Below are 26,074 nucleotides of genomic sequence, written 5' to 3' on the forward strand. Positions count from 1 at the left end.
CTAAATACCCAGACGAATAATTGGTCTTCATTTTTTAAAGGATTGTACCTTTGGCATCTTAGTGTGGAGTATGGAAAATATTTATCTGATCGTCGACATCCTGGGGACTATAGCCTTTGCTGTTTCGGGGGTACTGGTCGCCATGGAAAAACGCCTGGATATTTTCGGGGTGGGTATCATTGCCCTGGTAACTGCCCTGGGAGGGGGCACCCTTCGCGATATGCTCATAGGCATCACCCCGGTCACATGGACAACAACGCCTATGTATATGTATATTATTCTCGGTGCCGTCATCATCGCCGTCCTTTTTCAAAGTCGCTTGAAATACCTGAGGACCTCTTTGTTCCTCTTCGATACCATAGGTATTGGTTTCTATACGATGATCGGAATAAACAAAGGTGTTGAAGCCGGTCTGGAGCCACTTATCTGTATTGCGCTTGGAACGATCACTGCCAGTTTTGGCGGGGTGCTAAGGGATATACTTTGCAATGAAATACCCGTGATCTTCCGAAGGGAAGTTTATGCTACGGCCTGTATTCTGGGGGGGGCGGGATATTTCCTCCTTCTGAAGACCCCTCTGCCAGAGGCTTATGCATATCTGATGGGAGTGGCTTTGGTTATCGGGATGCGACTCGCTGCAGTCCGGTATCATATCGCCTTGCCGAATATTTATAAAAACGCAGGCCCGTTAAAGGACTAATCCAGGACTTCGGCCTTTTCGATAAAAATGTTTTTCATAGGCCATTCTCCATCGTCCACAGGTACCTGATTGATGCGGTCAACTACCTCCATTCCCTCTATGACCGTGCCAAAGGCGGTATAGGCGCCGTCCAGATGATAGGATCCGGGATCGGTTACCACGATAAAAAACTCAAATGGGGATGCGAGCATATGCGGGTTGTCAATTTCGCTTGAGGGCATTGAAATTGTGCCCCGGTGGTGTTTGTGGCCTTTCCGGGTATCCGGGGGCAGCAGGTATCTGCCTATTTCCCTCCTTTTTCTGGCTGTTTCCTGGTTATCTGCATTTCCTCCCTGGATAATAAAATCTTTAACAACCCTGTGGAACATCGTATTGTCAAAATACCCTTTGCGGGTCAGGTAAATGAAATTCGATTTGTGATAGGGGACATTGTCGAAAAGTTCTACCGTAAAACTCCCCATACTGGTGGTTAACCGCACTTTGTTGGCTTTCAGGTCCTGCTGATAGTTATAGAAAAAGTCGATCGCATTCTCCTCGGTAAGCAGGAATGTGGTCGTATCTGTTTCCACGCCTGCCTCCAGAGCGTCAGCTTCCTGAATAAGACTGTCCTCCTGACTCGCGTTGCTCCCTTTTTTGGGTAGTTTTTCATTACTTTGCTCCCTGCAACCCATCAGAAGGAGTGCAGAAATCAAAAAGAGCATCACGGGTTTATTAACGGACATGGATTTCAAAGTTTTATCTGAAAAGATCCCAAAAATAAAAAATCTTGCTCTTCCGGGAGCACCTGCGCATTTGGAAATGGCACCCGAAATGCGAATCGCCGAATTAAAGGAGATGAGCAAACGCCCGCAATCATTCAGAAGAGCCGGGGTAATGGCCCTTTTCTATCCCGGATCTGATGGTATGGCCCGGTTGCTGTTTATTTTACGAAATAGGGATTCCGGGGTGCATTCCGCCCAGGTTGCCTTTCCGGGCGGGCAATACGAAGAGGGTGATGGAAACCTGAGCCAAACGGCCCTGAGGGAAACCGAAGAGGAGGTAGGTGTCCCGGCTTCCGGAATACAGCTGATCCGTCCGCTAAGCCAGATTTACATCCCCCCCAGCAAATATGAAGTGAGCCCGTTTATCGGGATGCTCCCCGAAACCCCAGTTTTCAAAAAGCAGGATTCCGAGGTGGCTGCCCTTATAGAAGTACCCCTGGGGAATGTGCTCAGCGAAAGCAGTCTGATAAAACGGTCGCTGACAACCTCTTACGCCACGGATATTATAGTGCCTGCTTTTTTACTGGAGGGCCATGTGGTATGGGGCGCTACGGCCATGATGCTGAACGAAGTCAAAACACTATTAAAGGAGATTCTTCTAACCTGAATTTTGTACATTAGTCGCTATGGGCATTTTTAAAAAAAATCCATTTGGTCACTACCTTATCCTGAAATTATGGCTTACCCGGATTATGGGTTTGCTCACACATCAGCGTTATAAAGGGTTTAATACGCTTGAAATTGAAGGTTCCGAGATTATTCCTGAATTGCCGGAGACGAACGTTCTTTTTGTAAGCAACCACCAGACCTATTTTGCAGATGTGGTTGCCATGCTTCACGTATTTAATGCAAGTCTTTCAGGAAGGGAGAATTCCATAAAGAATGTCGGGTACCTGTGGAACCCCAAGTTGAATACCTATTACGTGGCGGCCAAGGAAACCATGAGTAAGAGTCTTTTTACAAAAATAATGGCTTATGCCGGTTCTATTAGTATTGAGCGGACATGGCGGGCCGGAGGAAAGAATGTAAACAGGCAGGTGAAATTCAGCGATATCAGCAATATCGGGAAGGCGCTGGATGATGGATGGGTCATCACCTTTCCACAAGGCACTACGACACCCTGGAAACCCCTGAGAAAAGGAACCGCTCACATAATCAAGACCTTTAAACCTGTCGTCGTACCTGTAGTTATTGACGGCTTCCGTCGTTCATTTGATAAAAAAGGCCTGTTTATCAAGAAAAAGGGAATCCTGCAGCATATGGTTATTAAGGAACCCCTGGAATTTGACTATGAGAACGAGAGTGTAGCTGAGATTATTGAAAAGCTGGAATACGCTATTGAACAGCACCCTTCATTCCTTAAGGTTATACCCGAAGCCGAATTATTGGCGTACGAAGAGGCTAACAAAGAGCGGCGTTTCCGACCTAATCGGGACTAAGCCTCCATGCGCTTGAGTTCTTTGTAATTTCTGTAGAGTTTACGGGTCAAAAGGCCGTAAAGCAGGAAGTAGATACCCGCAAGTACTGCGGTAAAAAGGATTCCGGCTAGAGTCATCACCCCTATCAGAATCCATTTAAGTTGGACCGGATCCACATTCTCCGTCGTGAGGTTCAGCGTGGCAGCGAGGTTTTCATCCAGGGCCATACCAATGATAAATACCCCAAAGATCAGCAAGACCATACCGAGGCAAAAGATGACGTAGTGCTTCACCGTCTGCCGGGTACGGAAGATCTGTTTCATAAGTTTTTTTGCATCGTCCAGTACAGAGATCTCCCGATATCTTTTGTAGAACTGGAAAATAAAGTATATGGCAACGACGTACTGCACTATGGTCAGGGCAATAATCCAGTTGTTTATGCCTAATTGCCGTGCAAAATCATAATTCATCTCATCCCTGAAGGATGGGAGCAAATAGAGTAGGTGGGGCAATAAAAATTCGATGATACTGATGTAAAAAATCCATCGAACAACAGAGGAAGACTTCTTCCATATCATGTTGTAAATTTCGTCATAGGAAAGCCGGGGTAGATTCACTTCCTTTTTCTGCCAGTCTTTCTTCAGTAAATCGAGTTCATCCATCATATCCTATGGATTCAGTATGGTTCGTAGTTTGGTCTTGATTCGGTTCATTTTCACCCTTGCATTTACTTCGGAAATCCCCAGGGTATCGGCGATTTCACTGTAATTTTTATCTTCCAGGTACAGGAAAACCAGGGCTTTATCTATGTCCCCGAGCTGTCGTACAGCACTGTACATCAGGTTGAGTTGTTGTTCTTCGGTAGGGTCGTACTCTTCTGCACTTATTTTATAGACAACAGAATCGTAATCGTAGGTGGTGGGCTTCTTCTTTGACTTACGGTATAGGGAAATTGCTGTATTCAAAGCCACCCGGTACATCCAGGTACTGAATTTTGAATCCCCTCTGAATTTCGGATATGCCTTCCACAGCTGTATGGTTATTTCCTGAAAGAGGTCGTTGTGGGCCTCCCGGTTATTGGCATACAGACTACATACTTTATGAACAATATTCTGATTGCTCTCCAGTTCCGTTACAAATTGGTGCTCGAGCTCCTTATTCACCCTTGGTTAGTGGTTCTAAGTGGTTAGTAGCCTGCGAATCGGTTTTGTTACATCATATTCGATAAAAAGAAAAACGATTGAATTCCCAATGATCTTTCCGATGTCTCCTGACCGGGATTATTCGCGGTAATTTAATGCAGGAGAACGATCTCCCAAAAGTGGGATGTATTCGAAGTCCGGACCTCGACGCTCCAGAAATTCTGCTTTCGCCTCCGAGATGGCTTTTGGGTTATTGAACAGGTCTATGGCAGTGGCGGCCAGGGTTTTGGCTGCGACCATCATGCCCTTGGTTCCGATCCCGGTTCCTCCTGCAGCTACGGCCTGCCAGCTGTGGGCAGGTGTTCCGGGAACCCAGGTTGCGATGCGTATCCCAGCGGTGGGAACTCTGAAACTAACATCTCCTACATCCGTAGATCCGTAAGCCCTTCCCTCAGTTTTAAAAGGTTGAACACCACTTGCGATATCCGCCTCCAGGCTTTTTAACCCTAAAGACTTTGAAATAGTTGTGGCAAACTCAGTTTCTTCAGCGGAATAGGTAACTCCTCCGATAGCTTCCAGGTTCTTGTGCACAATTTGCTGCAGGCGAACATTTGGCAGGAGCTCATGCGTTCCTCCGATCATCTCATAGTCCATCTGGGTTCCCGTGCCCAGGGCTGCACCTTCAGCTGCCTTTACAATGCGGTCAAAAATATCGATAACGACCTCCCTGCTGTTGTGGCGTGCGTAGTAGTATACCTCGGCAAAATCCGGGACGACATTGGGGGCCTTACCCCCGTCAGTGATCACATAGTGAATACGGGCCTGCTCCGGGATATGTTCCCGCATCATATTGACCATGGCATTCATGGCTTCAACCCCGTCAAGGGCAGACCGTCCTTTATCCGGAGCTCCTGCCGCATGAGCCGACACCCCCCTGAACCTAAATTTTGCCGACTTGTTGGCCAGGGCAGCACTGGCGCTGGCATCGTTCCGGTCCCCCGGGTGCCAGTGCAGGGCCACGTCCAGGTCGTCAAAGAGGCCGGCCCGCGTCATATATACTTTTCCGGATCCCCCTTCTTCTGCCGGACATCCGTAAAACCGGATGGTCCCTTGCTTTCCGGTAGATTCCAACCAGTCTTTGACAGCGATGGCTGCGGCTGCGGAAGCAGTGCCGAACAGGTGATGTCCGCAGGCGTGCCCGGCAATACCGCCGGCGCTATCTTTTTGGGGAACGGCCTTCTGAGAAAGCCCGGGCAGGGCGTCGTACTCCCCGAGAACACCAATAATTGGCCCCCCATTTCCATACTCGGCCACAAAAGCGGTGGGTATTCCGGCTACCCCTTTCTGGATTTTAAAGCCGGCATCGGACAGGGTTTGCTGCAGGAGTTCCGAACTTTGCACCTCCTTGTAGCCGACTTCTGCCCAATCCCATATTTTAAGGGCGATTGTCTCGTATTCCCCGGATTTGGAATCGAGTTGTTCTAAGGTTTTTTTCTGTGCATTTGTTCCACAAAAAATAAAGAGGAATAGAAAGGGTAGAAGGGATTTCATCTGGATGGGTTTTTAGGGGTTATTCGAATTTTAAAGATACAATAACCTTCCTTTTAATCAAGAGGTGCCAGGACTTTGCATGGGCGCCGATCCTTACCGGCAAACCGCAATATCGCATGCGATCAGGAATTTCTCGGGTGAAAGGTGTTGACGATTTTGGATAAATGCTGCCTGTCTACGTGCATATAAACTTCAGTAGTGGTAATGCTTTCATGCCCGAGCATTTGCTGAATAGCACGAATATCGGCTCCATTTTCAAGCAAGTGAGAGGCAAAACTATGCCTGAAGGTATGCGGGCTCACTTTTTTGCGAATCCCCGCAAGTTCGGCCTGTCGTTTTACAATCGTAAAGATCATGGCCCTGGAAAGCCTGCGTCCGTTTCGATTGAGAAAAAGGGTATCCTCAAAGCCTTTTCCGGGGGTTTGATGAATTCGGACCTGATCCATATAGAGCCTGATATGTTTCTGGGTTACGGTACCCACAGGGACAAAACGCTCTTTATTTCCCTTGCCCCTCACCTTGATAAAATCCTCATCAAAAAACAGGTCACTCATCTTGAGGTCCAGTAGCTCAGATACCCTTAAACCACACCCGTACAGGGTTTCCAGCATCGCTCTGTTTCGTTCACCTTCTGCTGTAGAGCGGTCCATACTGTTCAGGAGGTTCATCACCTCCTTTTCACTCAGGGTATCCGGCAGTTTTCGACCGAGTTTGGGGGCTTCAATAAGTTCCATGGGATCGTCATTGCGATAGTCTTCGAGCATCAGATAGGCGAAAAAACCCCTGAGGCTTGATATAACGCGGGCCTGAGATCTGGGATGAAGGGTGGAGGCCAAACTGTGTACGAAGGCTTCGAGATCTTCCCTCACAACTTGCTCCGGGGCGATCCCTTCCCTTTCCGCTTCCAGGAAGGTAGCGAGTTTGTTGAGGTCCCGCCCGTAATTCTCAACGGAATTCTCAGAAAGACCCCGTTCGAGCCTGAGGTAATGGTTGTAATCCGATAGGGCATCCTTCCATTTCACGGTATAAATATAAATGAAGAAGCGTTAAATGCCCCTTGGAATGGATAACCTTCCATTCATGTAATGAGAAAATTCCTACAAAAATCGAGGTATTGACAACAATTTTGATCAATTATGGTCCTATTTGTACTAATTTAGGACTATAACAAAACAGTAATATCATGAAAAATTTAGCAATCGTCTTATGTGCCTTTCTCTTTGGAGTCTCTGTGCACGCCCAGGAAGGGATTAATCTGGGTTTTAATTTTGGTTTGCCGATGGCAGATGCGTCAGATGTCACCAGTTTTACCGTGGGTCTGGATGCAAATTACCTCTGGAGCGTTACCGAAGCTGTTGACGTGGGTGTGGCGACAGGATTCACCAACACTTTCGGTAAGAATTATCAAGTCGGTCTGATTCGGATCGAGGGAGAAGATATTCAGTTTATTCCCATAGCTGCAGCCGGTCGCTACCACTTTTCTGATAAATTCCGGGCAGGGGTTGATTTGGGATATGCCATTGGGCTTAATGATGGGAATGACGGTGGGTTTTATTACCGGCCTATGGTGGGATTCGGTGTTAATAGCGCCGTTGAATTAAACCTTTCGTATACGGGTGTAAGTCTGGACGGATTCAATTTTGCGACCCTGACTATGGGGTTAATGTTCAATTTTTAGAACGGGTTTAGCGAATTAAATATTGAGCCAGGGCGACAAACCCCGCCTTTTTCAATTTATATTCTGCACTTTTTCAGCCGGACGATCAGTCGGAAGTTTGTACATTTAACGTTCAGGCGCAGCAGTGCTGTTCGAAAAGAGAAATCCGATGAAACTGATTATTATCAATGGCCCCAACCTGAATTTGCTCGGCAAGCGGGAACCGGAATTATACGGAAGTCAAACCTTTGAGGATTTCTTCATTCAGCTTCAGTTCCAGTTCCGGGAAGTGCAGCTGGAGTATTTCCAATCCAATATTGAAGGGGAACTCATTACAAAACTTCAGGAAGTCGGTTTTAGTTATGACGGCATCATTCTCAACGCTGCCGCATATACCCATACCTCAGTGGGAATAGGGGATGCGGTAAAAGCCATCGACACCCCGGTCGTGGAGGTTCATATATCAAACGTATCCGCCCGGGAACCTTTTCGTCATGAGTCCCATATTTCAGCCGGGGCACATGGGGTCATTTTTGGATTCGGTCTGAAGGGATACGAATTGGCCGTACGAAGTTTTCTTTAAAGTCCGGGGCGCTGCTTCTGCCCGGACAAGCGGTCTGCCCTCCCGGCATGGATCACTGAAATTTCAAAAACCGGCTATCCAGGTAAAAGGTCCCGAAAGGCAGCAGTGAGGCCAATAAGATCCAGAAAACCGTTTTAATACTCCATTTGCGCTCCTGCCAGAGTACTAAGGCCAGCGCGATGTACACCAGGAATAAGAAACCGTGCACATACCCGATATAAATATTGGGTTCGCGAATCCCGGCCCAGTATTTAAGTGGCATACTCAGTGCGAAAAGCAACAAGTAGGAGACCCCTTCCATCAGGGCTACACTTCGAAAAATTCGCAGCATCCAGGAATCTTTAAAGGTGAATAACTTCGTCGTAGGCAGCAGCAACAGCTTCCATTACGGCTTCGCTCATAGTAGGGTGGGGGTGAACGGCTTTCAGGATTTCATGTCCCGTGGTTTCCAGTTTACGTCCTACTACAGCTTCGGCGATCATATCGGTTACTCCGGCACCAATCATATGGCATCCGAGCCATTCTCCGTATTTCGCGTCGAAGATTACCTTTACAAAGCCATCTGAATGGCCCGAAGCTTTGGCTTTTCCACTTGCAGAGAAGGGAAATTTACCCACTTTGATCTCGTAACCCTCTTCCCGGGCTTGTTTTTCGGTAAGTCCTACAGAGGCAACTTCCGGAGAACAATAAGTACATCCGGGAATGTTTCCGTAGTCCAGGGGCTCTACATGCATCCCGGCAATTTTTTCAACACAGAGGATGCCTTCTGCAGAGGCTACATGTGCAAGCGCAGGCCCGGCGGTAACATCTCCTATGGCGTAATACCCCGGGATGTTGGTTTGATAATAGTCATTCACCATGATCTTGTCCCGGTCTGTGGCAATCCCTACATCTTCCAGGCCAATATTCTCAATATTCGTTTTGATACCCACCGCAGAAAGCAGAATATCGGCTTCCAGGATTTTCTCGCCCTTGGCTGTTTTTACAGTTGCTTTGACCCCGTTTCCGCTGGTATCAACCGAAGTAACTTCAGCTGAGGTCATTATTTTGATGCCCGATTTTTTAAAGCTGCGCTCCAGTTGTTTCGAAACTTCTTCATCTTCGACAGGGACAATAGAGGGAAGGTACTCCACTACGGTGACTTCCGTTCCCATGGCATTGTAGAAATAGGCAAATTCCACCCCAATGGCCCCACTGCCAACCACAATCATTTTGTCAGGTTGTTTTTCCAGGGTCATGGCTTTGCGATACCCGATTATTTTTTTTCCGTCCTGTGGAAGGGCAGGAAGTTCCCTGCTCCTGGCACCGGTGGCAATAATAATGTGCTGGGCGCTGTATTCATTCTCCGAGCCATCAGCCCCTTTGACGGATACTTTTTTACCCGTCTTCAGGGTCCCGTACCCGTTAATGACCTCTATTTTGTTTTTCTTCATCAGAAACTGAACGCCTTTGCTCATCCCATCAGCCACACTCCGGCTTCTTGAAACGACGGCATCAAAGTCCTTGTCCGCATCGGTAACCTTCAGGCCATAATCCGAGGCGTGCTGCAGGTATTCAAAAACCTGAGCAGATTTCAGCAATGCCTTTGTAGGGATACATCCCCAGTTCAGGCATACCCCGCCAAGGCTTTCCTTTTCTATTATAGCTGTTTTGAGGCCCAGCTGGGACGCTCGTATTGCCGTTACATAACCGCCGGGGCCGCTTCCCAGGACAATGACATCAAAGGTGTTCATAATGGTATGATTTCTGAAAAATTTGCCCCGCAAAGGTATAAAACCAATCCGAATGCAACCAGAGTGATTTCAGATAGAAATCCAGGTAAGGGTAATTGCGTTTCAGAGCAGGGGTTCGAAGGGTTTGGATTATTGATTGGGCACAAAGTCAAGCGCCGCTCCGTTGATACAGTGGCGCTCCCCGGTTGTTTCCCTGGGGCCGTCCTCGAATACATGTCCCAGGTGCCCGCCGCAATTCGCACAATGTTCTTCGGTGCGTTTGTAACCTATTTTATAATCGATACTGTAGGCTACATTTCCTTCAATGGCCCTATCGAAACTCGGCCATCCCGTGCCTGAATCGAATTTCGTTTCACTTTTAAAAAGCGGATGCCCGCATGCGGCACATACATAGGTTCCCTTTTCCTTATTCCTGAGCCACTCACTGGTTCCCGGATTTTCCGTACCTGCCTTTCTCAGGATGTAGTACTCCATATCGGTTAGCTGAGCCCGCCACTCTGCATCGGTTTTCTGAACCGGATACGAAGCCTCCGTCCCCGATTCCTCAGCTGAAGTTTGGGTGGTTTCCTGGGAATTTCCCCTGCATGCCAGGAAAAGGGCACACGTAAAAACTATTGCAATATTTTTCATCTTACTTTCTTTTTCAAACGCATTGTGCGCTGCGTCTCAAAAATACGGCTTAAAACAAAACTCCCCGCTCAGGGCGGGGAGGTTTGAGATATTTTTAACGATTTAATTTTTATCGATTCTGGGAATGCCCGATTCATTTACCTCGAGGAAGTCCATTACTTCCTGCATGTTGGTAACGTCAAGATTCCGCTTGCCCGTGCCATCCGCAGGGAGGATGGCAATCCGGAATACCTGATTGTCCGTATCCCCTGGCGGTAAAATACCCAGGTTGAAATCCGATTCGAGGAAAATGCTGACGTCCTCAAAGGTAAAGTCGTAATTGTACTGCAGAATGCCTTCCTGAAGCAGCCGGGTTTGCGGCAGCAGCCTCCAGATATCAATAGGCCCTGTGGGATCGTCTATTTGATCCCAGAGGATATAGACCAGGACAACATCGGTTTCAAAAACTTCCAGCCCTGGTACATCTTCTGCAAACACAGAGAAAAGAGAATAATCATTTGAGGGCGTAAAATCTCCGACAATGTCGTACACGGAACCTAAAATATTTACACCGTCCTGGCCATCCCGACCGTCAAATCCGGGAGGTCCGGGAGGTCCTGTAGGTCCAGTGCAGGAGATGAGTATAATTGCGGATAAAAGTGCCAAAAAGCTTCCTAGATGTTTCATAGTTCGTGGTTTTAGTTGAAGTTTTATCCCTGTGCGGGTCATTTTTATTTTCATGTTTCAAAAAGCATTCCAAAAAATAATAAAAATTACAGATAACTGAAGATCAGCAATTTAATATTTAATGAAAGGCCAAAGCATCCATGGCTCCGGCGTGGCTGAAACACTTCTGAGTTGAAAAATACTATATTTAATCCGGAGTCCCGCAGTGATTTTCAAACCAAACCAACCTGAGCAGCATGATAAAGAAACGCACCCTTAGTTTTTGGGAAATATGGAACATGAGTTTTGGCTTCCTGGGCATTCAATTTGGATTTGCCCTTCAGAATGCCAACACCTCCAGGATATTTGAGACGCTGGGGGCTGATGTGGAAAGTATTCCCATTCTTTGGATTGCAGCACCTGTCACGGGTTTAATCGTCCAACCGATTATCGGATATTTTTCGGATCGGACATGGACCCGGCTCGGAAGGCGACGACCGTATTTTCTTGTAGGGGCTGTCCTGGCTTCAATCGCCCTTTGCATTATGCCGAATTCACCTTCCCTTTGGGTGGCCGCCGGTATGTTGTGGATCATGGACGCATCGATTAACATTTCTATGGAGCCTTTCAGGGCATTCGTAGGCGATAATCTTCCCTCCGAGCAGCGAACCCTGGGTTTTGCCATGCAGAGCTTTTTTATCGGGATCGGGGCGGTAGTGGGTTCGGTCATGCCTTATGTTTTTACAAATTGGTTCGGGATCAGCAATACGGCTCCTGAGGGCGTCATTCCGGATTCTGTGAAATGGTCTTTCTACCTTGGGGCAGCCGTCTTTTTTCTCGCTGTTTTGTGGACCGTCTTCCGCTCCCGCGAATACAGCCCCGAGGAATTAGAAGCCTTTGAGGACAACCGTGCAGTCCCTGAACAAAAACTGACTCCGGAGGCAGAAACTTCAAGGGTTTCCAAACTCCGGTTTTACGGTATTACCATGATCATACTCGGGGCAATCGGAACTTTTTTTCCGTACTATTTCGAGTTGCAAAAGGAACTCTACATCCTTACCGTGGGCATCCTGCTGATCGGCTTCCTGTTTTTACTAGCTGCTGCGGTGCGAGCCCGACAGGTGCGAAACGGATTTGTCATCATCATGACCGACCTGCTCTACATGCCCAAAACGATGAAGCAGCTGGCTTCAGTTCAGTTTTTTTCCTGGTTTGCCCTTTTTTCAATGTGGATTTATACGACTCAGGCAGTAACAGGGCATATTTACGGGACAACGGATCCCACCTCCCAGAATTACAACGATGGGGCCGACTGGGTTACAGTCCTTTTTGGGGTTTATAACGGGGTGGCCGCCCTGGTCGCATTTTTGCTGCCGGTGCTCGCTAAAAAAACCAGTCGGAAAATAACGCACCTCCTGGCACTGGTACTCGGTGGCCTTGGCCTTATTTCGGTGTATTATATATCAAATCCCGATTGGCTCTTGTTTTCTATGGTTGGCGTGGGAATCGCCTGGGCAAGTATCCTTTCTGTTCCTTATGCCATGCTGGCCGGCTCTTTGCCGCCCAAGAAAATGGGATACTATATGGGGGTATTCAATTTTTTTATTGTGATTCCACAAATGGTTGCGGCCACCATCCTCGGATTTATGGTAAACCGCTTTTTTGATAACCAGCCCATTTACGCCCTGATCATAGGCGGAATCGCAATGATCGCAGCCGGATTGCTGACGCTTCGGGTGGAAGACAAGGCCGAAATTTCGATTGGCTGAACTTCCGACCAGCGGTAGTCCGGAATCTCCCTGTTTATGCAAACGAGCAGATTAAAGCCTCGTTTTTGAATAATCCCCGCGCCTGTGGAATACGGCTTTAATTCATATATTTAAACGGCCTAAAACCCTTAACTTCCATTTTCCCTATGTTGAGACAAGAACGCGTAGTTATAAATGAGATCAGACCCCAGCTGGAATGCGGGACTTTTTATATCAAAAGAGTGGTCGGAGAGCAGGTTCTCGTTTCTGCGGACATTCTTCCTGATGGTCATGATGTCATGCAGGCTGAAGTGCTTTACAAACACGCCTCGGCCCGGACATGGAAAGAGGTTCGAATGCGCGAGCTGATCAACGACCGATGGGAAGGCGGCTTTGAAGTAACCAAGCAGGGATTCTACGACTATAAAGTGAGGGGGTGGGTAGATTATGCCCTGAACTGGCAACACGGTATTGAAGCCAAGCTCAAGGATGGGCAGCACGTTCGGAGCGAACTCCTCGACGGGATTCAGTATCTGGATTTTGTGAAGTCCAAAGTCTCTGGTGCAGATAAAACCTTTGTCGTCAATTTGATTTCCCTTTTTGGTGCCGAAGCCTCCTACGATGAAGCAATAGGAGGGGCCACCTCCGAACAATTATGCGATTTATTCATTCGCTATCCGCAGCGAATCCTCGCCAATACCTCGAAAACGCTGCGTGTTTACGTGGACAGGCGAAAGGCAAATTTTTCAACATGGTATGAATTTTTTCCGAGATCCGGAGCCCGGGAAGCAGGAGATCACGGATCCTTTAAGGAGTGCGAAAGGCTTCTTCCCAGGATTGCCGAAATGGGTTTTGACACGGTGTACCTTCCGCCCATACACCCCATTGGGGAGGTAAACCGCAAAGGAAAGAACAACACCACCGAGGCACAGGAAGGCGATTCGGGCGTGCCGTGGGCAATAGGTTCCAAATACGGCGGACACAGGGAAATCCATCCCGAACTGGGCAGTGAATCCGATTTCAAAGCGTTTATCAGGAAGGCCAAAACCTACGGTTTGGAGGTAGCCATGGACCTTGCTTTTCAGGCCGCTCCGGACCATCCTTATATCAGCCAGCATCCGGAATGGTTCCGCAAACGCCCTGACGGGACCATTCAATATGCCGAAAACCCGCCGAAAAAATATCAGGACATCGTTAATTTCTGGTTTGAATCTTCCGATTATAAGGCACTTTGGAAGGAATTGTTGGAAGTAACCCTAAAATGGGTCGGCTTTGGGGTAGCGGTCTTCAGGGTGGATAACCCGCATACCAAACCCTACTACTTCTGGAACTGGCTTATCACAGAAGTTAAAAAAGCCCACCCCGATGTGCTTTTCCTCGCAGAAGCTTTTTCACGCCCAAGGGTCATGCAACAACTGGCAAAACAGGGGTTCTGTCAGTCGTATACCTATTTTACCTGGAGGGAACACAAGGCAGAGCTCATCGAATATATGGTGGAGCTGACCCAAACGGAGATGCGGGAGTATTACCGTCCGAATTTCTGGCCCAATACACCGGATATAAATCCATACCACCTTCAGGGAGCGGGCGAGGCTATGCACCTCATACGCTATGCCCTTGCGGCAACGCTCAGTGGAAATTTAGGCATCTACGGACCCGTTTTTGAGTATATGGTTACGGAACCCGTACCGAATAAGGAGGAATACCTCAATTCGGAGAAATACGAAATACGCCATTGGGACTGGGATATTAAAAATAAATTAACCCATGTCATCAGCAGGGTAAATGCGATTCGCAAAGAACATCCGGCCCTTCAACAGACAAATAATATCAGGTTCTGTGGGATGGGTAATGACCAGTTACTCGCATTTTATAAATGGGATGACACCCGTTCGGATCAGTTACTGATAATCGTAAGCCTGGACCCCGGGCATACCCAGCAGGGGCACGTGCAATTGCCGCTCGATGAAATCGGGCCTGGTGCAAACGGGCGTTATGAGATGTACGACCTGATGACACATACAACATACCAATGGGAGACGGAGTGGAATTATGTGGCTCTGAACCCCGATTTACCCTTTCATATTTTTCAGATCAAATAGCATGAGTACAGCCAAGGAGAAAAAGAAGTCTGAAGTTGCCCCCCCAAAGTCATACACTTTTAACGGGCCATGGGAACAATTGCTGGAAGACGACAACTTTAAGAAGGTTTTTCTTTCCGATGTGCTGGAGAATTACGTGCAAAAACAACGCTGGTACGGCGGGAAGTCCAGCAAGCTAAAGTATATAGAGCTTCAGGAGTATTTTCGGATTCAGCAACGGGAAGAAGTATACTATGGCCTTTTGCTCGAAGTGAATTTTGAAGAAGCCTTTTACCAGCATTATTTCCTGCCGATCGCATTTGTTTCTGACGAAACATTTGCCGAGAAGGACCGGATCCTGCCGGTAACCATAAACGGTATCTCCGGCTTTATAATCGATGCCGTAAACCTGGAAGCCTTCAGGCGACTGGTATACGAGCGCATCATTACGGCAGAACCAAACGACACAACCCGGGTTCGGTACCATTGCAGTGACACCTTTAGGCCGGATCCGTATGAATCCTCCCGATTTATGGGGCTGGAACAGAGTAACACCTCGGTGATTATCAACGACACCTCAGTCATCAAATTTTTCAGGCGGATTTACGCAGATAAAAATCCGGATTACGAAATGAGCCGGTTTCTGTCTGAGCGCAAAGGGTATAAGAACACCCCGGCCTACCAGGGCAGTCTCAGTATTATGGATTCGGACAATGTCAACATTACCATTGCCCTGATGCAGGAATTGGTTCCCAATCAGGGGGACGCCTGGGAATTCATGCTTCGCGAGCTCAATAAGATTTTTGCCAACCTCGAGTACAAGGGAATCGACATCGGGAATTTACCCTCGGTTGAGATTTTTCAGCGTTTGAAAATACGGGAAGTTCCTCCTGAAATTATCGATTGGGCAGGTTTGAACATTTTCCTGAAGCTTCAGAAACTGGCCGAGCGAACGGCCGAAATGCATATCGCCCTTGGTTCGGAGTTCGAGGATACCGCGTTTACCCCGGAGCATTTTAATGGAGATTACGAGGTTTGGCTTAAGAACAGACTGCTGTATATGTTCCAGAATCGGCTCAACACCGTGGAAAACAACCTGCACCGCCTCGAAGGCCCTGCCCTGGAGCTGGCGACAGAATTTCTGGAGCGCAAAAATGAAATCCGAAAGCGTTTTGTCAATTTTGACTGGACCAAACTTAAGGGGGAACGACTCAGAGTACATGGGGATTATCACCTGGGCCAGGTCCTTGTGGAAGGAGACGATTTCTACCTCCTGGATTTTGAGGGCGAACCGGAGAGTACCATTCGCGACCGGAAGGTCAAACAACCTCCTTTAAAGGATATAGCGGGTATTTTCAGATCCTTTCATTACGCCATTTACGCGACTATTTTTAATAATGATGGCGCATATCCATTCCCCAGGGAAGCCCTGTTTCAGGCCGGAGAATTGCTATACCGATATTTTATAGGTGTATTCCTCGAAAAATATGTGTACCTCATCCAGGAGCACAACATCAATATTGGCTACAGCGCTGAGCGCATTTTCCTCCTGAAATACTGCATGCTGGAAAAGGCGGTCTACGAATTGGGCTATGAAATGAATTCAAGGCCGCATTGGGCGGTTATACCACTGGAAGGAATCCGGGGGATTATCAACGATAAAAACTAACGAATATATGGGCCACGTAATTCCGCACAGTGAATTTACAGATTTTGATATCGACCTTTTTAAGGCCGGAAAACACTATCGCCTTTATGAAAAACTAGGTTCACATCTCCTTGAGGTAGATGGCGTAAAGGGGGTTTATTTTGCCGTTTGGGCGCCCTCTGCAAAAACGGTTTCTGTGGTGGGAGACTTCAACTACTGGCTGGAAGGGGAACACGCCTTGAATGTACGCTGGGACGAAAGCGGGATTTGGGAGGGTTTTATCCCGGGGCTTGAGATGGGAACCCTTTATAAATACAAGATCCACTCCCATCTGGGCGACGTGAAGACCGAGAAGGCAGATCCCTTTGCGCGCCGCTGTGAGCATCCGCCAAATACCGCTTCAATTGTCTGGGAGGCTCCGCACAAATGGAAAGACAACGCCTGGATGAAGAACAGGGTAAAACGGAACAGTCTGGACCAGCCTTTTTCGGTTTACGAAGTGCACCTGGGCTCCTGGAGGAAGGGTAAAGACAACCAATTTTTGTCCTATATCGAACTGGCAGAGGAACTGGTTGCCTACGTCAGGGAGATGAATTTTACCCATGTGGAATTCATGCCTGTAATGGAATACCCGTACGACCCGTCATGGGGGTATCAGCTTACGGGTTATTTTGCCCCCACCTCACGCTTTGGTAAACCGGAGGACTTTAAACTGCTGGTGGATGCCCTCCATCAAAATGATATTGGCGTTATTCTCGACTGGGTGCCGTCCCACTTCCCGGAAGATGCGCATGGCCTTGGCATGTTCGACGGTTCACACCTTTATGAACACCCGGATCGCCGTAAAGGGTATCACCCGGACTGGAAAAGTCTGATCTTCAATTACGGAAGAAATGAAGTACGGGCCTTCCTGATCAGCAATGCACTATTCTGGCTGGAGGATTATCACATAGATGGCCTCAGGGTGGATGCAGTGGCATCGATGCTCTATCTGGACTATTCCCGGGAAGAAGGTGAATGGGAGCCGAATATCTATGGCGGAAATGAAAACCTGGATGCCATTTCTTTTCTCAAGGAACTCAATTCTGAGGTCTATCAGCACTATCAGGGGGTACAGACCATTGCAGAGGAGTCCACTTCATTTTCAATGGTCTCACGACCTGTTAGTGCCGGAGGACTCGGGTTCGGGATGAAATGGATGATGGGATGGATGCACGATACGCTGGAGTATTTCAAAAAAGAGCCCGTATACCGCAGACACCACCAAAACGATCTGACCTTTAGCATGACCTATGGGTTTACAGAAAATTTCATGCTCCCGTTTTCCCACGATGAAGTGGTTTACGGGAAGCAATCCCTGTTGTATCGCATGCCCGGGGATGAATGGCAGCGTTTCGCAAACCTCCGCCTGCTCTTCGGGTATATGTTTACCCATCCGGGGACGAATCTGATCTTTATGGGCGGTGAATTCGGACAATCCTCGGAGTGGGATTTTCAGCATAGCCTCGACTGGCACCTCCTGCAATACGATTTCCACAAAGGAATTCAGAAACTGGTCACGGATCTGAATGCATTGTATCGATCCTATCCGGCATTGTATGAGAAACAATTTAGCCCTGAGGGTTTTCAATGGATCGATTACGGGGATTCTGAAAATTCTGTACTCACTTTTATTCGAAAAGGGAAACACTCCAAAGACGACCTGATCATAGCTTGTAACTTTACACCCGTCCCCAGGGAAGGCTACCGGATTGGGGTACCCAAGACCAGAAAGCTGGAAGAGGTCTTTAACAGTGATTTGGAAGTATATGGTGGGAGCGGGATCAGCAATGGCTCCGCCAAGGTTTCAAAAAGCAGCTGGCATGGCTTTGAACACTCCATTGAAGTTACCCTGCCTCCCCTTGCCGTCGTTGTTTTTCGGTAAACGGCATCCGAAAACGTTGTAGCTTTTATTTGATCGGGGTAGATTTCGGTATTTCGGCCTTTTGTGTTTCTTTTGTTTGATTTTAAAATCTTCCCTTAATGATCACCAATACGGAACTCGAGTTTAAAGGCAACCTGTATCCCACCCAGGTGGTGGAATACCGCAAAGATTCGGACAAATATTACTTCACCAGCCAGAACGGTGTTATTTTGGAGATTACCATCCTCCGCAATAGTGCGCTGCGCTTCCGCTATGCGACCGATCGGGTGTTTGAACCGGATTTTTCGTATGCGATCAGTCCGAATCACAGCCGTGGATACGATGAGATCCAGGAAGATGAGACAGATATGGCCTACCTGATCAAAACATCCAAAATTTGTGTTTTTGTCGATAAAGCAAGTCTTCGCGTTCGCATCGAAGATCTCAACGGCAACGTGATCAACGAAGATGAATTGGGTTTCCATTGGGAGGAGAACTACGAATTCGGGGGGAATACCGTTAAAATGAGCAAGGTTGCTCAGGCGGGGGAGTCCTTCTATGGGATGGGAGACAAGGCTACTCATACCAACCTCAAAGGTAAACGGACCCATAACTGGGTAACGGACCAATATGCGTATTCCAAAGATCAGGATCCCCTCTACAAGGCGGTGCCTTTTTACGTAGGCCTCCACAACGATATTGCCTATGGGGTTTTCTTTGACAATACCTTTTGCACCCATTTTGATTTTTCCCACGAACGCCGGAACATCACCAGCTTTTGGGCCGATGGGGGCGAGATGAATTACTATTTTTTCTACGGCCCTGAAATGCGAAGGGTTGTACGTGCGTACACCGATCTAACAGGTACTCCGGAACTCCCACCATTATGGGCGCTGGGCTTTCATCAGTCCAAGTGGAGCTACTACCCGGAGAGCCGGGTGAAGAAGCTGGCCTCAAAATTCCGTAAGCTTCAGATTCCATGTGACGCGATTTATCTGGATATCGATTATATGGATGGATTCCGATGCTTTACCTGGGATAAGAAGCATTTTCCGGATCCCAAACGCATGGTGGAAGAGCTCGAGGATGATGGCTTTAAAACCGTGATCATGATCGACCCGGGTATAAAGGTCGACCGGGACTATTGGGTATATAAAGAGGCCCTCGAAAAAGACTATTTCTGCAAACGGGCCGACGGGCCGATCATGCAGGGTAAGGTTTGGCCCGGACCCTGCAGTTTTCCGGATTTCACAAATCCGGAGGTCCGGGAATGGTGGGCAGAACTCTATAAAGACCTGTTGAAGGATTCAGGAGTCCACGCTGTATGGAATGATATGAATGAACCCGCCGTAATGGAGGTTCCAAGCAAAACCGCCCCTCTGGATACGCGCCACCATTACGACGGGCATCCTTGCAGCCATCGCAAGGCGCACAATATTTATGGCATGCAGATGGTGCGGGCCACTTATGAAGGCGTGAAAAAATATGTATTCCCCAAAAGGCCTTTTGTCATCACAAGGGCGGCCTATTCAGGTACCCAGCGCTTCTCGAGTACCTGGACCGGGGACAATGTGGCAACATGGGAACACCTTTGGATCGCTAATGTGCAGGTACAGCGCCTCTGCCTCAGTGGAATGTCTTTTTCGGGATCGGATATTGGCGGTTTTGCAGAGCAACCCAATGGGGAGCTTTTTGCACGATGGGTACAAATGGGGATATTCCACCCGTTTTGCCGGGTACACTCGAGCGGGGATCACGGGGATCAGGAGCCCTGGTCTTTTGACGAGGAGGTAACCGATATTGTCCGGAAATTCATTGAACTCCGATATCAATTGCTGCCCTACCTCTATACCATGTTCTGGAAATACGTAAAGGAAGGCGTGCCTATGTTGAAATCCCTGGTCTATTACGATCAGATGGACCATCAAACGCATTTCAGGACAGATGAGTTCATTTTCGGCGAACAGATTTTGGTTTGCCCGATACAGGAACCCAATGCCAAGGGGCGCAGAATGTATGTGCCCAGAGGAAAATGGCACAATTACTGGACGGGGGAAGTCGTGGACGGCGGCATGGAAAAATGGGTTGCGGCAGATATCGACAAGATTCCGATCTTTATCAAGTCAGGTGCGATCATACCTAAGTACCCTGTACAGCAGTACGTAGGGGAGAAAGAACTCAAAGAGCTGACCCTCAATGTCTACTATCTGGAAGGCACAGAACTATCCACGGTGTATGAAGACGGACAGGATGGCTATGACTATAAGAAAGGAGAGTATAGCCTTCGGAACTTTAAACTAACCGGAAAGAGCAAAGAACTCATAATCCAACAATTCAAAGACGGTACGTTTATCACACCCTACAGCCAGTTGCGGATTAACTTTATCGGGCTTCCGTTTAAGATCCGGAAAATACAGGTGGACAACGAAGCCGTTACCCAGAAGGATGTACAGCTGAATGGAAATAACACCATAGTCATTGACAAGAATTTCAGTTCACTGGTGATCAAGTAATCGGCGATCTTCACTAAATTTGGAGAAATAGTCAAAGCCACTGGAATGAAAAAGGTTTTCTTTCTTTTGGGATTGCTCCTTTTCTTTGGATGTAAAACCAATCCCTTTACCGGACAAAGCACGCTGAATTTTTATCAGAACAGCGACATGTTTCCTATGGCATTTTCCCAGTACGATGCCTTCTTAAAGGAGCATAAAGTCATTTCCGGAACCTCCGATAGTGAAAAGATCACGGAAGTTGGTCAGCGCATTGCCCGGGCAGCGGAACTTTGGTTAAATGCCAATGGATATCAGGGGTACCTCAAAGATTACCGCTGGGAATACAACCTGGTTCAGGATAATACAGTCAATGCATGGTGTATGCCCGGGGGCAAGATCGTTTTTTATACCGGTATACTCCCTGTTTGCCAGGATGAAACCGGGATTGCCGTGGTTATGGGTCATGAAGTAGCCCATGCACTTGCCGATCACGGAGCCCAGCGCATGAGCGCCCAATCCCTGCAACAGATGGGTATGATCGCCGGTAATGTTGCCCTTAAAAATGAGGAGGACCGGATGTTATTCAATACCGCATACGGAGTCGGCTCATCTGTAGGGGTCATGCTGCCGTTTAGCCGGAATCACGAATCGGAGGCTGACAAAATTGGACTGAAAATCATGGCCATTGCCGGATATGACCCGGCGGAAGCCCCGGAATTATGGAAGCGGATGAAGGCGCTCAATAAGGGGGAGACCCCGGAGTTTTTGAGTACCCATCCCTCGAATGACCGACGCATCTCGGACCTCACCAAATGGGTGCCTGAGGCAAAGGCAGAAGCCCGAAAATTAGGCGTGACCACTTTTCAGTAGCCTTCATACTTTTATAATTATCGTATCTTCCGTTTGATCTGCCATCAGAAGGACATTCTATGTCGAAAGCCGTATTGCCTAAAGGAAACAAGAAGTTACTAAACGCGTGGGCGTTTTACGATTGGGCAAATTCGGTATACAGTTTGGTGATTGCCTCTACGATCTTTCCTATTTTTTTTGGTGCTTTGTTTCGGATGGCCGGCATAGAAAAAGTGTTGGTATTCGGTATGGAGATTGCCCGTACCCCCCTGATCAGTTATGTCAGTTCAGCAGCCTTTGTTTGTATTGCGATTATTACGCCCCTTCTTTCGGGTATAGCGGACTATCTGGGTAACAAAAAAGTCTTTATGCGCTTTTTCTCTTACCTGGGTGGCCTTTCATGTATCGGGTTGTATTGGTTTTCCCTCGAAAATATTTACCTGGGCCTGGGGTGTTATTTTTTAGCCCTGGTAGGATATTGGGTCAGTTTTGCCATTAATAATTCCTACCTGCCGGATATCGCATTTCCCGACCAGCAGGACCGGATTAGTGCCAGAGGCTTCTCGATGGGGTATATCGGGAGCGTGATCCTTTTACTGGTTAATCTGGCCATGATCCTGAATCCGGATGTTTTTGGAATCAGCGGGACCGCAGAGGCTCCGGCTGAAGTGGTCGCCATGCGATACTCCTTTGTAATGGTGGGGCTTTGGTGGATCGGATTCAGCCAGTATACGTTTTATTTTCTTCCAAGGGGTAACGCCCGGGAAGGTGAGCGAAAGAACCTGATCTTCAATGGATTTCAGGAATTACGGTCCGTGTGGCGTCAACTCGGTGAGAACCCGTTGTTAAAGCGGTATCTGGGTGCTTTTTTTGTTTTCAGCATGGCCGTACAGACCATTATGCTGATCGCAGCGTATTTTGGAGAAGAAGAAATCGCATGGGGATCGGATTCTGAGCGTACCACAGGCCTTATCACCAGTATCCTGGTCATCCAGCTTGTGGCTATTGCAGGTGCTACATTAACTGCAAGGGCCTCGAGGGTTTTCGGGAATATCAGGGTGCTGATTGCCCTCAATTTGCTCTGGATTGTAATCTGCATCTATGCCTATACCGTGGTCACCCCATTGGAATTCTACATAGCCGCAGGCGCCGTAGGGTTGGTAATGGGAGGGATTCAGGCGCTTTCACGGTCTACATATTCTAAATTTCTGCCACAGACCCTTGACACTGCTTCCTTTTTTAGTTTTTATGATGTCGCGGAGAAAATCGGTATCATCATAGGAACATTTCTCTACGGTTTTGTGGCCCAGGTAACCGGCAGTATGCGAAATGCCACTGTATTCCTTGTTCTCTTTTTTATAGGGGGTGTCCTGTTGCTGCTCAGGGTACCAAAAAAAATCCCCGGGGCATAAACCCCGGGGACTGACTGTTTCGTTTTTTGAGGGTCACCCCTTGGTGATGTCTCCGGACCCCGCGGTCTTGGAGTCAATTTTTTCCGGATTTCCCCGGTAATGAATATCCCCCGATCCCGAAACGCGTGCCGTCAGGGACTCCAGGGCAGTAACTTTTATATCTGCTGATCCAGATACAACCGCGTTCACATTTTTGGCCTCAAGGTCGTAAGCATGCACATCCCCGGATCCGGAGATTTTGACTGAAAAATCATTCGCTCGTCCGCTTAACCGAATGTCTCCAGAGCCAGAAAGCGTCGATTCCACAGAATTTCCATCGATATCAAGAGTGATATCCCCGGAACCGGACATGACTACCTCAAAGTCGTCAGACTTGAGTTTGGTCTTACCGACGATGTCCCCTGATCCTGACATCGCAACCGAATTGATCTCCTCCACGGGTACGATAATCTTAATCCCCCCTGATTTCCAGGAGGAGGGCTGTAAATTATAGCCCTTCTCAGGTTTGATGGTCAGCGTGCCATTTTTAACCTCAGTCTCCAAATGTTCCAGGAGGTTTTCTTCTCCGCTTAACGTCAGTTCACCTTCTGACCCTGAAACCAGTTCGAGATCGAACCAACCGGAGAGAGCCACTCCGTCATAGGAACCGACACTGCGTTCCACGGTAACCATATTGCCATTACCCTTGATTTTCTTACCCCATTGTGCGGTTGCTGGTAAGGCCAGTAGAAGGCACGTACTGAGAATCCATACTTTTTTCATTTGTGTTTGTGTTTAGTTGTGTTATTAGTTTTTTCGCAAGGTAATACTTCCATAATCGCTTTGAATTCTCACAGAGTTGCCACTGTTGGCACTTCCATGGTATCCCTCGTAATAACGATCGCTCGATTTCTCCTTGCTGATATTGATTTCGAGATCTTCTTTGCCCTTAACTCCAGCGTATTCCGTACTGATCATGAAGTCAAAATGGTATCCGGGGTCATACCCCAGTTTTATGCCGGTGTAATTTGTGCTTATGCTAACATTGCCTGCTTCAGCTTTCATTTCTTCAATCTGAATACCTCCGTAGTCCGCCTCCAAATCGACGTTTCCTGAGACATAGCCTAATTTGACATTTACATAATCACCTCTGCCCAGCACATTATTCACCCTGGCTATTTCAACACTGCCGTAGTCGCAGTTGTACTCCAGGTTTTCCATCTCCATGACATTGGCATTCGTATAATCTGCTTTGAGGATTAAATTACCGGTTTTCTCAAGCATAAAGCCCGAATAGTCCGCATTGATTTCCCCACTATTCATAAAGCCAATACGGGATTTGGAAGTGTAGTCGAAGTTGAGTTCGTTGTTTCTGCCCCTGAGTTCTCCCAGGTCCATTCTTCCGTAATCACAACTGATCTTGGCGTGTCCGTCTACCCGATCCAGAATGATGTTGCCATAGTCGTTACTGAGGTTTACGCTGTTTTTTACAGGCATCTTAATGGTGTAGTTTACCTGTAGATTTACATTATTGTTGCCCTTCCAGCCCCATCCGGATTTTTTGCCAAATACGGTTTTGGCCGAAACCATGCTCGCGGAAGACTCAAAATCCACATCGATCTCTTCGAGTCGCTGGTTCACTTTGCTCTCGTTATTTCCATTTACGGTTATATGTACTTCAATGACCACCCGGTTTTCATTCCAGGAGTTCAGTACCAGGTTGCCGTAGCTGTTATTGATCTTAAGCAGGGCGTCCGCATTTACATCAAATTCCTTTTTAATGGTTTTTTCCTTCGTGTGTTTGCCCTTAAAATCGTTGGCAAAGACCTGCGGGCTGATGCATAGTACCATCAGGATAAGCAGGTATCGGTTAAATAATAGCGTTTTCATAAGTTTCGTTTTTGAATTGTTTGATTTCTTCTACGCGCTCCATCACTTCCCGAAGTAAATCGATACGTGTCTGGAAATTGGTAATCATTGCACTTAAGATCAATTTAGAATCTCCCCCTTCGATAAGATCCTGTTCCAGTTTTTGGTAATCGGTCTCAAGCTGATTTAACTGATTGAGGGTGTCTTCAATCAACGGTTTTGTTTCCGGGGTACTCATTTGCTCCAGTTCCTGTACCTGCAGGGAAACAAGTCCTGCAAAGTGCCGGGTGGTTTCTGAAGCTTCAGGTGATATCTTCGCTATCTGAGAATCCATGTTGGGTTCCGGGCGGAAAATAAAAACGGATGAGGCGAGAAGCAGCGCAATAGTAGCAGCAATCGACCAGGTTTTCCACCAGGAGTTACCCCCACCACCGGAGGATGCATCCTTCTGCGCCTCCAGGCGACTCAGGAAACGTTCCCGATGTCCCGCTGATGGAGTTTCCAAATCAAAGGATCCCTCCAGAGATTTAAAAAGTGCTTCTATGTTTTCACGCTCTTTCATAATTGTATTGATGTCATTTTTTTTCGTAAACTTTCTTTTGCTCTGGATATCAAGGTTCTGCAATTTCCATAGGAGATATCCATAATCTCACTTATTTCCTCATAATCATATCCTTCGATCAAGTGTAAGGTCAAAGACATTCTGTAACTGTCTTTTAACTGTTTCATGGTTTCCAGTACTTTTTGAGCCATTCGTTCTGTACTTCCACTATCAGCCTGTGCTACGTCATGATCTTCGACCTTGTACATTACACTTTCCAGACCTACTTCCTGCAGTTTTTGCTGCTTTCTGTAGTGATAGATACTGTTGTTTACAACAATGCGTTTTAACCAGGCTCCAAAAGTCACCTCCCCTTTGAAGGTGTTTAGCTTTGTAAAAGCGCTTAAAAATGATTCCTGCATAATATCTTCTGCCTCTGCAGAATCTTTCACGATTCTTAGGGCCGTGTTGTACATGGCCTGGTAGTATCGGTCATAGATCTTCATTTGTGCGCTTGAATCACCCTTTAAACAGGCTTGCAGCAATGCTTTAATATCTGTACTCTCGTGGCTCAAAAAGGTACTTGTTTGTCTTATAGATAGCCTAAATTAAAGATTGTTACAGTTTCTCCGAATAAATTTTCCGGGCTTGGCACAGGAATTGTCTACATAGGGTTGAGAAAAGAGCTCCCGGTAAGTGTTTTGAATTGATAATGAAGCGCTTAATGGAAAT

25 protein-coding genes are annotated in these 26,074 nt (G+C 47.5%); 12 read left to right on the forward strand and 13 right to left on the reverse strand.

What is annotated here, in order from left to right; all coding sequences use genetic code 11:
- The first annotated feature begins 70 nt into the window (after nucleotides 1–70).
- A complete protein-coding gene (locus tag QU605_RS13145) occupies nucleotides 71–700 on the forward strand; it encodes a trimeric intracellular cation channel family protein (protein WP_289725783.1) in 630 nt (209 codons plus the stop codon).
- Here QU605_RS13145 and QU605_RS13150 read toward each other — a convergent pair.
- Nucleotides 697–1,422: a peptidylprolyl isomerase gene (locus QU605_RS13150; RefSeq protein ID WP_289725784.1), complete on the reverse strand. Its 726-nt coding sequence runs from the start codon at nucleotides 1,420–1,422 to the stop codon at nucleotides 697–699. The two genes, QU605_RS13145 and QU605_RS13150, sit on opposite strands and share 4 nt — an antisense overlap.
- Here QU605_RS13150 and QU605_RS13155 point away from each other — a divergent pair.
- Together QU605_RS13155 and QU605_RS13160 are read left to right on the forward strand one after the other, a co-directional pair.
- Nucleotides 1,421–2,068: an NUDIX hydrolase gene (locus QU605_RS13155; protein ID WP_289725785.1), complete on the forward strand. Its 648-nt coding sequence runs from the start codon at nucleotides 1,421–1,423 to the stop codon at nucleotides 2,066–2,068. The two genes, QU605_RS13150 and QU605_RS13155, sit on opposite strands and share 2 nt — an antisense overlap.
- A gap of 19 nt (nucleotides 2,069–2,087) precedes the next feature.
- Nucleotides 2,088–2,900, forward strand: a complete 813-nt coding sequence (locus tag QU605_RS13160; protein WP_289725786.1) for a lysophospholipid acyltransferase family protein — start codon at nucleotides 2,088–2,090, stop codon at nucleotides 2,898–2,900.
- On the opposite strand, the gene QU605_RS13165 is transcribed toward QU605_RS13160, so the two are convergent.
- From QU605_RS13165 to xerD, 4 genes are all read right to left on the reverse strand, one after another.
- Nucleotides 2,897–3,541, reverse strand: a complete 645-nt coding sequence (locus QU605_RS13165; RefSeq protein WP_434967933.1) for a DUF8845 family protein — start codon at nucleotides 3,539–3,541, stop codon at nucleotides 2,897–2,899. The genes QU605_RS13160 and QU605_RS13165 overlap by 4 nt on opposite strands.
- A 6-nt stretch (nucleotides 3,542–3,547) precedes the next feature.
- Nucleotides 3,548–4,042, reverse strand: a complete 495-nt coding sequence (locus tag QU605_RS13170) for an RNA polymerase sigma factor (protein ID WP_289725788.1) — start codon at nucleotides 4,040–4,042, stop codon at nucleotides 3,548–3,550.
- A gap of 117 nt (nucleotides 4,043–4,159) precedes the next feature.
- On the reverse strand, nucleotides 4,160–5,572 hold the full coding sequence (locus tag QU605_RS13175) for an amidohydrolase (RefSeq protein WP_289725789.1): 1,413 nt from the start codon (nucleotides 5,570–5,572) through the stop codon (nucleotides 4,160–4,162).
- Nucleotides 5,573–5,694: 122 nt separating this feature from the next.
- Nucleotides 5,695–6,594 (reverse strand): site-specific tyrosine recombinase XerD, encoded by a 900-nt coding sequence (gene xerD / locus QU605_RS13180; protein WP_289725790.1) that lies wholly within the window; start codon nucleotides 6,592–6,594, stop codon nucleotides 5,695–5,697.
- A 161-nt stretch (nucleotides 6,595–6,755) separates the two neighbouring features.
- On the opposite strand from xerD, the gene QU605_RS13185 reads away from it, so the two are divergent.
- Nucleotides 6,756–7,250, forward strand: coding sequence for an outer membrane beta-barrel protein (locus tag QU605_RS13185; protein ID WP_289725791.1), 495 nt, complete (start codon nucleotides 6,756–6,758; stop codon nucleotides 7,248–7,250).
- Nucleotides 7,251–7,398: 148 nt separating this feature from the next.
- On the forward strand, nucleotides 7,399–7,812 hold the full coding sequence (gene aroQ / locus QU605_RS13190) for a type II 3-dehydroquinate dehydratase (protein WP_289725792.1): 414 nt from the start codon (nucleotides 7,399–7,401) through the stop codon (nucleotides 7,810–7,812).
- A gap of 52 nt (nucleotides 7,813–7,864) precedes the next feature.
- Here aroQ and QU605_RS13195 read toward each other — a convergent pair whose 3' ends face one another.
- From QU605_RS13195 to QU605_RS13210, 4 genes are all read right to left on the reverse strand, one after another.
- Nucleotides 7,865–8,143, reverse strand: coding sequence for a DUF3817 domain-containing protein (locus QU605_RS13195; RefSeq protein ID WP_289725793.1), 279 nt, complete (start codon nucleotides 8,141–8,143; stop codon nucleotides 7,865–7,867).
- Between the two features lie 10 nt (nucleotides 8,144–8,153).
- A complete protein-coding gene (gene lpdA, locus QU605_RS13200) occupies nucleotides 8,154–9,545 on the reverse strand; it encodes a dihydrolipoyl dehydrogenase (protein WP_289725794.1) in 1,392 nt (463 codons plus the stop codon).
- 129 nt (nucleotides 9,546–9,674) lie between these two features.
- The gene (gene msrB / locus QU605_RS13205) at nucleotides 9,675–10,175 is read right to left on the reverse strand and encodes a peptide-methionine (R)-S-oxide reductase MsrB (RefSeq protein ID WP_289725795.1); all 501 of its coding nucleotides are present in this window, start codon (nucleotides 10,173–10,175) and stop codon (nucleotides 9,675–9,677) included.
- Between the two features lie 102 nt (nucleotides 10,176–10,277).
- The gene (locus tag QU605_RS13210; protein WP_289725796.1) at nucleotides 10,278–10,841 is read right to left on the reverse strand and encodes a collagen-like protein; all 564 of its coding nucleotides are present in this window, start codon (nucleotides 10,839–10,841) and stop codon (nucleotides 10,278–10,280) included.
- 239 nt (nucleotides 10,842–11,080) lie between these two features.
- Between QU605_RS13210 and QU605_RS13215 the strand changes: the two genes are divergently transcribed.
- The 7 genes from QU605_RS13215 to QU605_RS13245 all read left to right on the forward strand — a co-directional run bounded on the left by QU605_RS13215 (nucleotide 11,081) and on the right by QU605_RS13245 (nucleotide 22,953).
- Entirely contained in the window at nucleotides 11,081–12,589 is a 1,509-nt protein-coding gene (locus QU605_RS13215; protein ID WP_289725848.1) for an MFS transporter, read from the forward strand.
- Nucleotides 12,590–12,735: 146 nt separating this feature from the next.
- A complete protein-coding gene (locus QU605_RS13220) occupies nucleotides 12,736–14,670 on the forward strand; it encodes an alpha-1,4-glucan--maltose-1-phosphate maltosyltransferase (protein WP_289725797.1) in 1,935 nt (644 codons plus the stop codon).
- A 1-nt stretch (nucleotide 14,671) separates the two neighbouring features.
- Nucleotides 14,672–16,318, forward strand: coding sequence for a maltokinase N-terminal cap-like domain-containing protein (locus QU605_RS13225; protein WP_289725798.1), 1,647 nt, complete (start codon nucleotides 14,672–14,674; stop codon nucleotides 16,316–16,318).
- Nucleotides 16,319–16,325: 7 nt separating this feature from the next.
- Nucleotides 16,326–18,221 carry a 1,4-alpha-glucan branching protein GlgB gene (glgB, locus tag QU605_RS13230; RefSeq protein WP_289725799.1) on the forward strand — a complete coding sequence of 632 codons (1,896 nt, stop codon included), beginning with the start codon at nucleotides 16,326–16,328 and terminating at the stop codon, nucleotides 18,219–18,221.
- Between the two features lie 98 nt (nucleotides 18,222–18,319).
- Entirely contained in the window at nucleotides 18,320–20,713 is a 2,394-nt protein-coding gene (locus QU605_RS13235) for a glycoside hydrolase family 31 protein (protein ID WP_289725800.1), read from the forward strand.
- Between the two features lie 45 nt (nucleotides 20,714–20,758).
- Complete coding sequence (locus tag QU605_RS13240) at nucleotides 20,759–21,562, forward strand: M48 family metallopeptidase (RefSeq protein WP_289725801.1); 804 nt, start codon at nucleotides 20,759–20,761, stop codon at nucleotides 21,560–21,562.
- Between the two features lie 59 nt (nucleotides 21,563–21,621).
- On the forward strand, nucleotides 21,622–22,953 hold the full coding sequence (locus QU605_RS13245; protein WP_289725802.1) for an MFS transporter: 1,332 nt from the start codon (nucleotides 21,622–21,624) through the stop codon (nucleotides 22,951–22,953).
- Nucleotides 22,954–22,986: 33 nt separating this feature from the next.
- On the opposite strand, the gene QU605_RS13250 is transcribed toward QU605_RS13245, so the two are convergent.
- Genes QU605_RS13250 through QU605_RS13265 form a run of 4 tightly spaced genes read right to left on the reverse strand, consistent with a single transcriptional unit; the run spans nucleotide 22,987 to nucleotide 25,917 of the window.
- Nucleotides 22,987–23,715 carry a head GIN domain-containing protein gene (locus QU605_RS13250; protein WP_289725803.1) on the reverse strand — a complete coding sequence of 243 codons (729 nt, stop codon included), beginning with the start codon at nucleotides 23,713–23,715 and terminating at the stop codon, nucleotides 22,987–22,989.
- A 24-nt stretch (nucleotides 23,716–23,739) separates the two neighbouring features.
- Nucleotides 23,740–24,822 carry a DUF4097 family beta strand repeat-containing protein gene (locus tag QU605_RS13255; RefSeq protein ID WP_289725804.1) on the reverse strand — a complete coding sequence of 361 codons (1,083 nt, stop codon included), beginning with the start codon at nucleotides 24,820–24,822 and terminating at the stop codon, nucleotides 23,740–23,742.
- Nucleotides 24,803–25,363 (reverse strand): hypothetical protein, encoded by a 561-nt coding sequence (locus QU605_RS13260; RefSeq protein ID WP_289725805.1) that lies wholly within the window; start codon nucleotides 25,361–25,363, stop codon nucleotides 24,803–24,805. Before QU605_RS13260 ends, QU605_RS13255 begins: the two co-directional genes overlap by 20 nt.
- A complete protein-coding gene (locus tag QU605_RS13265) occupies nucleotides 25,360–25,917 on the reverse strand; it encodes an RNA polymerase sigma factor (RefSeq protein WP_289725806.1) in 558 nt (185 codons plus the stop codon). Before QU605_RS13265 ends, QU605_RS13260 begins: the two co-directional genes overlap by 4 nt.
- Nucleotides 25,918–26,074: the final 157 nt, after the last annotated feature.

Origin of the sequence: Robiginitalea aurantiaca, from assembly GCF_030380815.1 — a bacterium.
GTDB lineage: Bacteria > Bacteroidota > Bacteroidia > Flavobacteriales > Flavobacteriaceae > Robiginitalea > Robiginitalea aurantiaca.

What these genes read in the sequence shown, in the direction of transcription:
- QU605_RS13195 (WP_289725793.1), bottom strand. Translation starts at nt 8,143, where the DNA reads ATGCTGCGAATTTTTCGAAGTGTAGCCCTGATGGAAGGGGTCTCCTAC.
- QU605_RS13155 (WP_289725785.1), top strand. Translation starts at nt 1,421, where the DNA reads ATGGATTTCAAAGTTTTATCTGAAAAGATCCCAAAAATAAAAAATCTT.
- QU605_RS13160 (WP_289725786.1), top strand. Translation starts at nt 2,088, where the DNA reads ATGGGCATTTTTAAAAAAAATCCATTTGGTCACTACCTTATCCTGAAA.
- QU605_RS13145 (WP_289725783.1), top strand. Translation starts at nt 71, where the DNA reads ATGGAAAATATTTATCTGATCGTCGACATCCTGGGGACTATAGCCTTT.
- QU605_RS13245 (WP_289725802.1), top strand. Translation starts at nt 21,622, where the DNA reads ATGTCGAAAGCCGTATTGCCTAAAGGAAACAAGAAGTTACTAAACGCG.
- QU605_RS13260 (WP_289725805.1), bottom strand. Translation starts at nt 25,363, where the DNA reads ATGAAAGAGCGTGAAAACATAGAAGCACTTTTTAAATCTCTGGAGGGA.
- msrB (WP_289725795.1), bottom strand. Translation starts at nt 10,175, where the DNA reads ATGAAAAATATTGCAATAGTTTTTACGTGTGCCCTTTTCCTGGCATGC.
- QU605_RS13210 (WP_289725796.1), bottom strand. Translation starts at nt 10,841, where the DNA reads ATGAAACATCTAGGAAGCTTTTTGGCACTTTTATCCGCAATTATACTC.
- glgB (WP_289725799.1), top strand. Translation starts at nt 16,326, where the DNA reads ATGGGCCACGTAATTCCGCACAGTGAATTTACAGATTTTGATATCGAC.
- QU605_RS13185 (WP_289725791.1), top strand. Translation starts at nt 6,756, where the DNA reads ATGAAAAATTTAGCAATCGTCTTATGTGCCTTTCTCTTTGGAGTCTCT.
- QU605_RS13235 (WP_289725800.1), top strand. Translation starts at nt 18,320, where the DNA reads ATGATCACCAATACGGAACTCGAGTTTAAAGGCAACCTGTATCCCACC.
- QU605_RS13150 (WP_289725784.1), bottom strand. Translation starts at nt 1,422, where the DNA reads ATGTCCGTTAATAAACCCGTGATGCTCTTTTTGATTTCTGCACTCCTT.
- QU605_RS13175 (WP_289725789.1), bottom strand. Translation starts at nt 5,572, where the DNA reads ATGAAATCCCTTCTACCCTTTCTATTCCTCTTTATTTTTTGTGGAACA.
- QU605_RS13165 (WP_434967933.1), bottom strand. Translation starts at nt 3,541, where the DNA reads ATGGATGAACTCGATTTACTGAAGAAAGACTGGCAGAAAAAGGAAGTG.
- QU605_RS13225 (WP_289725798.1), top strand. Translation starts at nt 14,672, where the DNA reads ATGAGTACAGCCAAGGAGAAAAAGAAGTCTGAAGTTGCCCCCCCAAAG.
- QU605_RS13240 (WP_289725801.1), top strand. Translation starts at nt 20,759, where the DNA reads ATGAAAAAGGTTTTCTTTCTTTTGGGATTGCTCCTTTTCTTTGGATGT.
- QU605_RS13220 (WP_289725797.1), top strand. Translation starts at nt 12,736, where the DNA reads ATGTTGAGACAAGAACGCGTAGTTATAAATGAGATCAGACCCCAGCTG.
- QU605_RS13250 (WP_289725803.1), bottom strand. Translation starts at nt 23,715, where the DNA reads ATGAAAAAAGTATGGATTCTCAGTACGTGCCTTCTACTGGCCTTACCA.
- QU605_RS13255 (WP_289725804.1), bottom strand. Translation starts at nt 24,822, where the DNA reads ATGAAAACGCTATTATTTAACCGATACCTGCTTATCCTGATGGTACTA.
- lpdA (WP_289725794.1), bottom strand. Translation starts at nt 9,545, where the DNA reads ATGAACACCTTTGATGTCATTGTCCTGGGAAGCGGCCCCGGCGGTTAT.
- aroQ (WP_289725792.1), top strand. Translation starts at nt 7,399, where the DNA reads ATGAAACTGATTATTATCAATGGCCCCAACCTGAATTTGCTCGGCAAG.